14 protein-coding genes and 1 pseudogene are annotated in these 10,879 nt (G+C 54.2%); 9 read left to right on the top strand and 6 right to left on the bottom strand.

Annotation, left to right across the window (positions count from 1 at the left end; all coding sequences use genetic code 11):
- From B3797_RS17125 to B3797_RS17105, 5 genes and pseudogenes are all read left to right on the top strand, one after another.
- Positions 1 to 318: pseudogene (locus B3797_RS17125) on the top strand (transporter substrate-binding domain-containing protein); the annotation flags it as partial.
- Positions 319 to 328: 10 nt separating this feature from the next.
- Positions 329 to 841, top strand: coding sequence for a GNAT family N-acetyltransferase (locus tag B3797_RS17120; RefSeq protein WP_311783594.1), 513 nt, complete (start codon positions 329 to 331; stop codon positions 839 to 841).
- 9 nt (positions 842 to 850) lie between these two features.
- Positions 851 to 1,780 (top strand): amino acid ABC transporter permease, encoded by a 930-nt coding sequence (locus B3797_RS17115; RefSeq protein ID WP_311783595.1) that lies wholly within the window; start codon positions 851 to 853, stop codon positions 1,778 to 1,780.
- Entirely contained in the window at positions 1,764 to 2,558 is a 795-nt protein-coding gene (locus tag B3797_RS17110) for an amino acid ABC transporter ATP-binding protein (protein WP_311783596.1), read from the top strand. The genes B3797_RS17115 and B3797_RS17110 overlap by 17 nt, the downstream gene beginning before the upstream one ends.
- Positions 2,559 to 2,568: 10 nt before the next feature.
- Entirely contained in the window at positions 2,569 to 3,465 is an 897-nt protein-coding gene (locus B3797_RS17105; RefSeq protein WP_311791694.1) for an ABC transporter substrate-binding protein, read from the top strand.
- 190 nt (positions 3,466 to 3,655) lie between these two features.
- Here B3797_RS17105 and B3797_RS17100 read toward each other — a convergent pair whose 3' ends face one another.
- The 3 genes from B3797_RS17100 to B3797_RS17090 form a co-directional block, all read right to left on the bottom strand.
- Entirely contained in the window at positions 3,656 to 3,907 is a 252-nt protein-coding gene (locus B3797_RS17100; RefSeq protein WP_311783598.1) for a hypothetical protein, read from the bottom strand.
- A 250-nt stretch (positions 3,908 to 4,157) separates the two neighbouring features.
- The gene (locus tag B3797_RS17095) at positions 4,158 to 4,460 is read right to left on the bottom strand and encodes a hypothetical protein (RefSeq protein ID WP_311791693.1); all 303 of its coding nucleotides are present in this window, start codon (positions 4,458 to 4,460) and stop codon (positions 4,158 to 4,160) included.
- A gap of 131 nt (positions 4,461 to 4,591) precedes the next feature.
- Positions 4,592 to 4,945 (bottom strand): DUF4156 domain-containing protein, encoded by a 354-nt coding sequence (locus B3797_RS17090; RefSeq protein WP_311791692.1) that lies wholly within the window; start codon positions 4,943 to 4,945, stop codon positions 4,592 to 4,594.
- A 623-nt stretch (positions 4,946 to 5,568) separates the two neighbouring features.
- Between B3797_RS17090 and B3797_RS17085 the strand changes: the two genes are divergently transcribed.
- The 3 genes from B3797_RS17085 (at position 5,569) to B3797_RS17075 (ending at position 7,376) form a co-directional block, all read left to right on the top strand.
- Entirely contained in the window at positions 5,569 to 6,129 is a 561-nt protein-coding gene (locus tag B3797_RS17085; protein ID WP_311783601.1) for a non-canonical purine NTP pyrophosphatase, read from the top strand.
- Positions 6,126 to 6,920, top strand: coding sequence for an SIR2 family protein (locus B3797_RS17080; RefSeq protein ID WP_120456434.1), 795 nt, complete (start codon positions 6,126 to 6,128; stop codon positions 6,918 to 6,920). The genes B3797_RS17085 and B3797_RS17080 overlap by 4 nt, the downstream gene beginning before the upstream one ends.
- A gap of 105 nt (positions 6,921 to 7,025) precedes the next feature.
- The gene (locus B3797_RS17075; protein WP_311783602.1) at positions 7,026 to 7,376 is read left to right on the top strand and encodes a YebG family protein; all 351 of its coding nucleotides are present in this window, start codon (positions 7,026 to 7,028) and stop codon (positions 7,374 to 7,376) included.
- Positions 7,377 to 7,728: 352 nt separating this feature from the next.
- On the opposite strand, the gene B3797_RS17070 is transcribed toward B3797_RS17075, so the two are convergent.
- From B3797_RS17070 to B3797_RS17060, 3 genes are all read right to left on the bottom strand, one after another.
- Positions 7,729 to 9,087: an amidohydrolase family protein gene (locus tag B3797_RS17070; RefSeq protein ID WP_311791691.1), complete on the bottom strand. Its 1,359-nt coding sequence runs from the start codon at positions 9,085 to 9,087 to the stop codon at positions 7,729 to 7,731.
- 10 nt (positions 9,088 to 9,097) lie between these two features.
- Positions 9,098 to 9,574: a heme-degrading domain-containing protein gene (locus tag B3797_RS17065; protein WP_311783604.1), complete on the bottom strand. Its 477-nt coding sequence runs from the start codon at positions 9,572 to 9,574 to the stop codon at positions 9,098 to 9,100.
- Positions 9,575 to 9,665: 91 nt separating this feature from the next.
- Positions 9,666 to 10,004, bottom strand: coding sequence for a cupin domain-containing protein (locus tag B3797_RS17060; protein WP_311783605.1), 339 nt, complete (start codon positions 10,002 to 10,004; stop codon positions 9,666 to 9,668).
- Between the two features lie 499 nt (positions 10,005 to 10,503).
- On the opposite strand from B3797_RS17060, the gene B3797_RS17055 reads away from it, so the two are divergent.
- The coding region (locus B3797_RS17055) for an omptin family outer membrane protease (RefSeq protein ID WP_311791690.1) at positions 10,504 to 10,879 on the top strand (376 nt) is incomplete at its 3' end.

Genomic DNA, 10,879 nt, shown 5'->3' with positions numbered 1-10,879 from the left:
ACCAAAGAAAAACCCTCTCAGACGCTGGCGCTGCAGTCGGGCCGCGCTGACGCTTATTTCGGACCAAACGTTATCGGCGCATGGAAGGCGGCGCTGACCGGCAAAACGCGTCTGGTAGGCAGTTTCGACGGCGGCTGGCCGAAGGTGGCGCATATTGCCGTTACGGTGAAAAAAGGCAGCGGCCTGGCCGAGCCGATCAGCACCGCGCTTAACGGCGTGATCCAGAACGGCGACTATCTCAAGGTGCTGAACCGCTGGGGCGAGGGTGTGGAGAAGATCGACCGTTCAGAAATCAATCCGCCTGGGCTGGGCGACTGAGAGGTGAAATATGAGCCAGCTAACTTTTCGCGATGTGTCGCCGGAAGCGCCTGAGTTACAGCCAATTTTAAGCGGACTTTTCGCCTTTTACGCCTCGCGCTACGGCGACTTTTTCCGCAGTAGTCAGGAAGTGGAAAAAACCGAGTGGTATCTGCCGCCGCATGGCCTGTTTATTGTGCTGGAGCGCAACGGCGAGATTATCGCCATGGGCGCCTATAAGCCCTTTGACGCAGAGACGGCTGAACTCAAACGCATCTGGACGCGCGGCGATCTGCGCCGTCAGGGGCTGGCGCTGCAAGTGGTACAGGAGCTGGAGCGGCGCGCGCTGCGCGCGGGCTACCGGCGTCTCTATCTCACCACCGGCTTTCGTCAGCCGGAAGCGGTGCGTCTCTATCGCGCACACGGCTACCAGCCTCAGTTTGACCCCAGCGGCGATCTGGAGCGCTACGGGCAACCGCCCTACGACGGCCGTCTGCGTTTTACCAAAGTTATCGACGTCAACGGCGTCGCCCAGGCGAGTTAAGGAGCCAAAATGAACGGCGATCATCAACAGTTAAAAGTGGTGCCGGCGCGTTATCCGGCCCGCACCCTGGGGGCGCTTGTCGCCCTGTTTATTCTGGCTGGCGTAACCGAGTCGGTAGCGCTTAACCCTCGCTGGGAGTGGGGCGTATTCGGCCGCTGGTTCTTCGACCCGGTGATCCTGCATGGTCTGGGGCAGACGCTGCTGCTGACGCTGCTCGGCACCCTGTTCAGCCTGATTTTCGGCGGCGTGCTGGCGCTGGCGCGGCTCTCTTCGTCATGGCTGCTCAGCAGCCTGGCCTGGGGCTACATCTGGCTGTTCCGCTCGTTGCCGCTGATTGTGGTGCTGATTATTCTCTATAACTTTTCCTATCTCTACGACACGCTGTCGTTCGGCATCCCTTTTACCGCGCTGGCCTGGGGACATTTCCAGACTATTAACGTGCTGGGGCAGTTTCCGGCGGCGGTGATCGGCCTGACGCTGGTGCAGGCGGCCTACAGCGCGGAGATTATTCGCGGCGGTTTTCTCGGCGTCGATCATGGCCAGACAGAGGCCGCCTCGGCGCTCGGCCTCTCCGCAACGCGCCGCACCTTCCGCATTATTTTGCCGCAGGCGCTACGCGCCATTATTCCCACCGCGTTTAACGAGATCATCAGCCTCGCTAAAGGTACGGCGATGGTTTACGTGCTGGCGATGCCGGAGCTTTTTTACACCATCCAGATGATCTACAACCGCAACCAGGAGGTGATTCCGCTGCTGATGGTGGGCGCCGCCTGGTATCTGATTATCACTACGGTGCTGTCTGCTATTCAGCACAGCGTCGAGCGCTGGCTGGCGCGCAGCGTGACCCGCGATGCGCAACCTTCACGCTGGCGCCAGTGGCGCAGCCGCCTGAACCCCGTTGCCGTAAATGAGGAGATAAGCCATGTCCGAAGCCATTGATTATCGTAAGGCGCATACCACCGGCGCTATCAGCATCACCGGCGTCAGCAAAAGCTACGGCCGTCATAAGGCGCTGGACAACGTGTCGCTTGAGCTGGATCCCGGTTCAGTAACGGTGATTGTCGGCCCGTCCGGCTCCGGCAAATCGACGCTGCTGCGCACGCTTAATCATCTGGAGCGCGTCGATGAGGGATTTATCCAAATCGACGGCGACTATATCGGCTACCAGCGGCGCGGCGACAAACTCTATGAGCTAAAGGAAAAAGCGATTTTGCGCCAGCGCGTTAACGTCGGCTATGTGTTCCAGAACTTCAATCTGTTCCCGCATCTGACGGTGCTGCAAAACCTTATTGAAGCGCCGATTGCGCATCGCCAGCTCTCGAAACGCGACGCCATTACGCGCGCCGGCGAACTGCTCGATATTGTCGGGCTGCGCCATAAAGCCGACGCCTGGCCGCGTCATTTATCCGGCGGCCAGCAGCAGCGAATCGCTATTGCGCGGGCGCTGATGCTTAACCCGCGCGTCATGCTGTTTGACGAACCCACGTCGGCGCTCGATCCAGAGCTGGTGGGCGAAGTGCTCGACGTGATTAAAAAGCTGGCGCAATCGGGCACCACGCTGGTGATTGTGACGCATGAAATCGGCTTCGCGCGCGAAGTGGCGGATAACGTCGTGTTTATGGTGGATGGCAAAATCGTCGAACAGGGCAGCGCGACGCAGGTGCTGAATAATCCGCGCCATGAGCGCACGCGCCGCTTCCTGGCGCGCGTGTTATAGGGCAAACAAGATGAAACGTTTTTTATTCGCCGCGCTGCTGCTCGGCGCAGGCCAGCCTGTGCTGGCGGAGCCGCTCGACGCCACGAAAAATGAGACGCCGATTGACGCGCCGATGAACCCAGAGGCGATAAACAAAATTCCGCAGGGTTTCCATTTTATCGAGCCGGGCTATCTGACCGTGGCGACCACCAGCAACAACTCGCCGCCGCTTGGGCTGCTGGCGAGCGACAATAAAACGCGCATCGGCAGCGACGCCGATTTTGCCCGGCTGCTGGCGGATAGTCTTGGGCTGAAGCTGCGTCTGGTGCCCGCCTCGTGGGAGGACTGGCCGCTCGGCGTAACGGCCGGACGCTATGACATAGCGATGTTTAATATCGCGGTGACGGAAGAGCGCAAGAAGAAGTTTGACTTCGCTACCTACCGCGCCGACGGCCACGCGTTTCTGGTAAAGGCAAATAGCGCCATCAGCGCCATTAACAAAGCGGAGGATATCGCAGGGCTGCGGATTATTGTCGGCTCTGGCACGAATCAGGAGCGCATTTTGCTCGGCTGGGATGAGCAGAACCGCGCAAAAGGATTAAAGCCGGTGACGCCGGTTTATCTCGCTGACGAGGCGGCGGCAACGCTAACGCTGCTCTCAGGACGCGCCGACGCGCTGTTTGGGCCGCAGTCGATGGCCGCCTGGAAGGTCGCTTCACGCGGCGATATGAAGATTGTCGGCTATGGGCCGGTGCGATCCTGGGTGGCGGTCACAACCAAAAAGGGCAACGGTCTGGCGGAGGCGTTGCAGACGGCGTTGAACGGTACCATTAAAGGCGGTCAGTATCAGCAGGTGCTGACGCGCTGGGGCGAGCAGAATGAGGCGATAGAATCGTCGCAGGTGAATCCGCCTGGAATTGTTTACTGACTCTGTTTACAACAGATGAGCCGATTTCTGTTAAGTCACCTGCTGCAGGAAACGCAGCAGGAACAGGCAAGACGCAACGGCTCAGGTCGAAAAAGGGGCAGGGACTGAACCCGTTGTGAATTTCAGTTACCTTAATAATCACGGCATAACGTTGCGAACAGAGCGTGATAAACGCTTCTGATTTAGACCTTTACGCACAGACTTTGAAAATCAAACGATACATAACATGAAGGATGTGTTTGAGGAAAATATCTATGCCAGTCGCATTGGCGTTTATCACGCAGGTTCCCGTATCGAAAGCCTGGGCAACCTGGCGCTGCTGCATGATAAAAAATATGCCGAAAACAGCCATCAGGAGAATACCCATTTTAATTCCCAACCGGTTACGGCTGAAAAGGCAGGGCTTTTTTCCTGTTGAATTTTCTGAACCGTCGTTGAGCATAAATGGCGTCCTGGTAATATTAAAAGGAAAAAGTCATCATACCATAGAGTCTGGCGCTACGTTGCTAACGCGCGGCATAATTTACATGGCGTGCTGAGTGTTGCATTGAGCCATATCAACAGAATGCCTTGATCTATTACCAGACAATGAACGCCTGTCGATATATTTTATCCGCTTAGCTGGAATTCATAAAAAGCGGAATTATCAGGAAACACCAGCAATAATAGCGCGTTGCCTGCCAGCCGACGGGCTAATGATTAAACGTTCGGCCGGAGGCAGGCGATAACCGACACTGTTTATTAATTTCATCCTCAATGTCGCGCGCCTTCGCGTGCTCCACCAGCCCTTTAAATTTTCGCTTAAGTTCAATGCCGGCAGGGGAGCAATCATCAAGATTAGCCAGGTAAACGGCTGCGCTATAGGCGTTATAGCACTGCTCAGCATCCGTTACCTGCTTTTTACATGCGCTAAACAGGCTAAAGGTGGCGTCGGGTGCCTTAATCATGCGTTCCATTTCAGGGTTGCTGCGTACGGTTTTCAGCACTCCTGGCATAACTAGCAGGCCTGATATCAGGGCGATGAGTGAGAGAAGCGTGATAAAACACCTGTAGGACATCTTTCCGCCTTGGCATATTTTTCCTTTCTTCTACTCTATCCTGATTCCATCGGGACGCCTTGCTAAAATTAATGACAGCGCCATGCTCCGCCGGTAATCACGACATTCGTCTCCTGAGAACCGCCGCCTGAACCGTCATAATAGCCGCTGGTGCCCGCGCGGTTAGTAATTAATGAAACGGTATTGCCGCCCAGTTTTGCTGTCTGGTTACGCAGAGAGTTTAACGCGCCGGTTTCCAGATTGGCATTCGATGTCCATCCTCCGGTAAGGAAATTACCTTGATCGCCAGTAACTGTGCCCAGGAAAGTACAGTCCCCTTTGGGATCGCCATTCATTACTCTGACATTTTGCGCGTTTGCATCCAGGTGATTTGCGCTACAGGCGGTAAGCAGAAGTGGAAGAAGGAGTAATAGCTTTTTCATCAAAGAGACCTTAAATTGAAATCAGACAGTAAGACATAAGCCTGTTTCAAGAAATTATATCCAGATAAGCTTAAATATAATCTCAATGGAAATCCCTCTTTAGCGCTATTTACTGTGGCGACGTGTTGTTTTTGTTTGGCGGTATGGTTGAACTTGTTAATTTAAAACGCGCTTTATGATAAAAGAGTTTGTTGCGAGGAATAAATGCGAATAACTGTCAGAAATAACGTTGCTATCGGTCTGCTTTATCTGGTCGCTTTTGGTAAGTATCGGTGACAGCCTTTTTAACCAGTGCGTTTTATATATTAAATAACCTGCGGCTGAAAGCTGGCCTCGCGCCACCCGTAACGGTTCAGTTTGAATTGATTACAGTGATAATCCCAGCGGAGTTCCCGAAAAGAGGGGGCGGCTGGCATCTTCTCCCTGCTGGCTGACGATAAAGGCCTGCGCCACCTTTACGAACGCGCGTGCAAGGCGATTAATTCTTTTAGTCCTTTCTTTGCGTCAGCTAGACTCTACTCCATCAGCCACGTCTTTTACGTGAAGCAGCAAAAAACAGGATAGCCAGCAGGGCAAAATCACCCTGCATCCTGACTAAATCATAATAATTCTATAGGCTTGCAATGAAAATCCGCTTTCTGTCAGCCAATGAGCTTAAGCTGACCGAGGTACGCAAAATCCTCGAACCGGTCGGCGTCGACGTACTGCCCATCGCGCGCCGTATCGAAGAAATCCAGACGGAAAACGAACTCGAACTGGTCCGTGACAAGCTGACCAAGGCGTTTTCCATTATCGGGCGTCCGCTCTTTGTCGAGCATACCGGGCTCTATCTTGACGGGCTGAACGGTTTGCCCGCCGGTCTGACGCGCATCTTCTGGAACCGGCTGGAGGCTGAACGTTTTGCCAAGCTGGTGCAGGGGCTGGACAGCCAGGCGGTGACGGCGAAAACTGTGCTGGGCTACTGCGACGGACGCAAAATGTATCAGTTTCATGGCGAAGTACGCGGCACTATCGCAGCTAAACCCGCCGGGCCGCGCGAGTTTCAGTGGGACTGTATTTTTATCCCGGAAGGCTATAACCAGACCTTTGCTGAAATGGGCGAGCTTAAAAATGAGATCTCCATGCGTAAACTGGCGCTCGATCGCTTCGCCGACTTTTTAAAAAACGCCCGAGGACTGGCATGAAACCTGAACTGAAACGCGCCTATGATTCCGGCAAACTGATTCTGTTCGCTGGCGCGGGAATATCACGCAATCTTGGCCTGCCGGAGTGGCATGAGCTTATTGCTCATCTGGCTAACGAGCTGGGCTACGATCCCAAAATCTTCAATACATACGGGACGCACCTTTCGCTGGCGGAATACTACAAACAGAAAAAAGGCTCGCTGGGGCCGCTGCGCAGCTGGATGGATCGTGAATGGCACCGGCCGGACATTGATGTCCGATCGTCGGAAATCCATACGATGATTACGCAGGGCAACTTCAGCCGCATCTACACCACCAACTACGATCGCTGGCTGGAAGCGGCGCACGAGGCGCATGGCGTGCCCTACAGCAAAGTCGCGAACGCCGCCGATCTGGTGGCGCTGACTGAGGACAAGCGGCATATCATCAAGCTTCACGGCGATTTTGATGACGATACCTCTATCGTGCTGGATGAAAGCAGCTACTTTGAACGCCTCTACTTCGACTCGCCGCTTGATATCAAACTGACGCACGACGTGATGGGAAATTCGGTCCTGTTTGTCGGCTACAGCATCAGCGATTTTAATATTCGACTGTTGTTCTACCGTCTGACCAAAATGTGGAGCAGAACAGGGCTGGCTACCGCGCGTCCCAAATCCTATCTCTTTACTAACCGCAACAATCCTGTGGCGCGCGAAGTGCTGGGACAATGGGGGATCGAGATGATCGTGTCGGAAGAGGATGACCCGCGTAAAGCGCTGGCAGAGTTTCTTAATGATTTGATTTCATAAAGAAAAATATTCATCCATTCAGTACGGCGACGCGGTTTAAAAAAGGATGCAATCTCGCCACAGGAGAGATATACTGTATATATTAACAGTATCGGAGAGGCAAAAATGGCTGTCGAAATTAAATACGTAGTCGTCAAGAAGGGTGAAGAGAAAATGACGTTTGCCAGCAAAAAAGAGGCGGATGCCTACGATAAGATGCTCGATATGGCGGAGGCCTTTACCGACTGGTTAGCGCAGCAGCAACCCGATATGGATGAGTCTCAGGCAGAAACCCTCGGCCTGCTGCTCGCCGAGCAGAAAGATGCGATTCAGCATATTCTGCGCACCAGCAAGCTGCCAGACGCCGCTGATTCTGCGGACGCGACGAAAAAGGTTCGCGCGGCAGAGAATGCTGATGAGAGCGTTGAAGGCGAAACCGCGCAGGCAAAGAAAGTGCGCGCCGTTAAAGCTGCTTAATTTCCTGATAAAAAACGCGTCGCAGCGCTTTCGCTTGCGGCGCGTTTTTATTTTACAGGAAGGATATTTATCGTCAGGATCACAACTCTGTCAGACCCGCAGGTCTTGCAAAGTCAGTGAGCGAACAGGGAGAAAGTGCCAAAATAGTAGCTCGCCATCCACGCCACATAGAACAGCCAGACCACTAAACCCACCGTCAAACCCATTTTACCTGTCATAAGCCTGCCTCCGTTAATTGTGCGGTTGTACTAACCGTTGACACAAATTGACAGAAGGCGTCCCGACGTGGATTGTTCTGGATCAAAAAAGGGGCATACAGCGGGGAAATGCCAAAACGGCGCAGATCAATAAATCATTTTTCAGCCGCGCGCTGCTTTATTCTTTCCGCCGAACGCTGGGCGCTGGCCAGCACTTCGGCGAGGCTGACGCCGTTCAGCTTCCCGTTCTGCTTTATCACGCGGCCATCGACGATTACCGTGGTTACATTTTGCGGCTGCGCTGAATAGAGCAGCAGGGCTGCCGGATCGCCACCGCCAAAGCCGCTCATGTTCAGCGTATCGGGCGTGATGATTTGAATATCGGCGCGTTTACCCACCTTCAGCGATCCCGTTTCTTTATCCAGACCGAGCGCTTCAGCGCCGCCGAGCGTCGCCATTCTTAGTAGCTGGTGTGGTTTAGGCAGGGCTTCGTCAGCGGCTGCGCCGCTCATCGTCAGCGCCGCCAGGCGCAGATTCGCAAACATATCGCCGCTGCCCGCCAGGCTATTACCGTCAATGCCAAGCCCGACGCGCGTGACCGGGGTGAAATGATCGAGCCTGGTCAGGCCGTAACCAACATGCTCCTCGCTTAAGGGCGTAACGGCCAGCGACGCACCGGCTCTTTCCAGCGCCTGAAGCTGCGCTGGGCGGGCATCGTTGGCGTGTATCAGCGTAACAAAGGGAGCGAGGTAGCGCCGCGCTATCAGCGCATTAAACATGGCATCCGGCTCGCCGCTGATGTGTACCTGTAGAGGCAGATGATGATCTCTGGCCCACTGGTATTCGCGATCGCGCACCGCCCAGTTCTGTTCATCCTTTAGCTCACGCGGCAGACGCCACGCAAGCCCCACTTTCACGCGTGGATCCTGGCGAGCGGCCAGCGTGGCGGCGTGCTCTGTGTCGATGGGAAAGCGCGTTGTTTTATCCGGGCCGCCGTAAAAGAGGATGGCGCGAATGCCTGCGTCCCTGAGCGCGTTAAAGCCTGCATCGCCCCATGCCGGGCCGTGAATGTTATCGAAAAAGTCGCCGCTGGTGGTGATGCCGCCATTTAATAGCTCCAGCGCGCCGGTGTAAATCGCGGTATAGGTATCCTCTGGCTGCATCGCTTTACCCAGCGCGTTGCTGACCGGGAAAAATTTCCCCTCGCCGTTGCGAAACTGACCGCGCATGGTGGTCACCCAGAGATGAGAGTGGGCATCGACAAAACCGGGCAGAACAAAGCTGCCCTTTGCCTCAATGACCTCAGCATCTGGCGCCGAGAGGTGCTCGCCGACGGCGACGATACTGTTATTGCGGATAAGGATATCGCCCTGCGGCAGATCGTCGCCGTTGGACGTCATCGGCATCACATAGCCGCCGCGGATTAACAGTGCCTTATCCGACGCGGCGCTGGCGACGCTGGTCAGCAGCGCAAAAAGCAGCGCGCTCAACGCAGGTAAGCCGTGTCCCTTCATCCTCTCTCCTTTATCCAGCTTCGCTCAGGTGACGCTGGATCTGCTGGATACCCCACAGCGCGAGCAGGTGATCCTCTTCTGAGGGCAGTCCGCTGACGCTGACCGCGCCAAACACAACGCCGGACATATTGATTAACGGGAAGGAGCCGCCGTGATCGGTATAGTCGCTCTGCGCTATCCAGTTCTGCTGCTCCATAGGTTTGCCGTTCTGCTGGTTGTTCAGGCCGACTAACATTGAGGCGTGACCAAAACGCAGGACGGTGTTGCGCTTGCGCGTCATCCAGGCAAGGTTATCCGGGCTGGAACCGGGCAAGGCAGCGAGAAAAAGCGTTTGACCGAAGGCGTAAACTTCAATCGCGACGGGCCAGTTTTCTGCGCTGGCGCGCTGCTGGAGGCTCTGTCCGAGCTGCCAGGCGAGCTGGAAATCAAAATGAGATAAGCGGCTTTCAGATTGCTGTTGCTGGATATCCTGCGCGGTTAACGGCATAGCTACGTCCTGTTAAATGGAATGTAAATTCCATTTAACATAGCAATAAACATTATTTTCCGCTACGCGTCGGCGGACGCCTGCAAGATATTCAGAGAAGGTCGGTGCGATCGCCGCGCGTGGTGGGGTGGGAGATCACCAGAAATTCGACGTCGCTGTCGCTTTCATTGCGTGCCTGATGTTTCGCCTGCGGCGGGATTTCCAGCCCCTCATGCGCGCTGAGCGAATGAACTTCCCCTTCAAGTTCCATTCGCAGCGTTCCGCTTAGAACAAAAAAGAACTGTCTGCTCTGCTCGTGATAGTGGCGTATTTCCTGCGTTTTAGGTGGCATACGCTCATGAATAATGCTGAGATCCTGTCGCTTAAGCAACGTCCAGCCATCACACAGGGAACCCCATAAATAGTGTTCGGCATTCTCTTTTGAAACCATGCTAATGTCTCTTTTATCAGAAGGGGGCATTAACATAGCAATTTTATGCGTCAGTCACATCTGCACTGATATTCCCCGCCGTTAAAATTTGGCTTAGTGACTGCCTTGAAAATATTTCAGGTTCTGTCGGGGAAGGTGGTTTTAGCGCATTTATTGTTCGGCAGGGACTTAAGTCAAATAAACGGCTGTCCGCTCGCAAAAGCGAATTTCTTTGCTTTTATGCCGTGATATCACGTTAATTGCGGGCTAAACGAGCCAAAAAGGAGGGCAGTAAAGGGAAGGACGGTAATAAATTCGTCAGGCGCATGGCTAAAATCTATTCATTTTTTTACGCTGACCAGTGAGAGATTATCGTCAGTCGTCAGCCGACCATTAATAAATTTTGTTTAACTTATGCAGCCTCTTTTTTATCGAAAAACTTACGCTTGCCTGACAAAATCCTGCCTTTTATTCTGTGCGCGCTATTCAAGGATAACGACATTTTCACTCAGGATATTAAATGAAAAAGAGCACCGTTGCGGTAATGATGATGGCCGCGCTTTCTGGAACCGCGTTTGCCGCATCTTCTCCATTCACGCCAAACTTCTCTTCGGACAGTCTCAGCGTTTCTACATCTGTAGGCATGCTGGGCGGAAAATCTAAGGAGCTGGTGTACGACGCCAGTAATGCGCGTAAAGTCAGCCAGCTTGACTGGAAAATCAGGAACGTCGCTATTCTCAAAGGCGATATCTCCTGGGATGCTTTCTCTTTTCTTACGTTGAACGCGCGCGGCTGGACGTCGCTGGGATCCGGTTCTGGTCATATGGATGACTACGACTGGCAAAATGCCCGCCAGTCGAGCTGGACCGATCACTCGTCACATCCGAGCACTGATG

Origin of the sequence: Pantoea sp. UBA5923 (genome assembly GCF_002431095.1) — a bacterium.
Classification (GTDB): domain Bacteria; phylum Pseudomonadota; class Gammaproteobacteria; order Enterobacterales; family Enterobacteriaceae; genus Pantoea; species Pantoea piersonii.
Note: the sequence above shows the minus strand (reverse complement) of the source record. Positions and strands in the feature narration are given on the sequence as shown.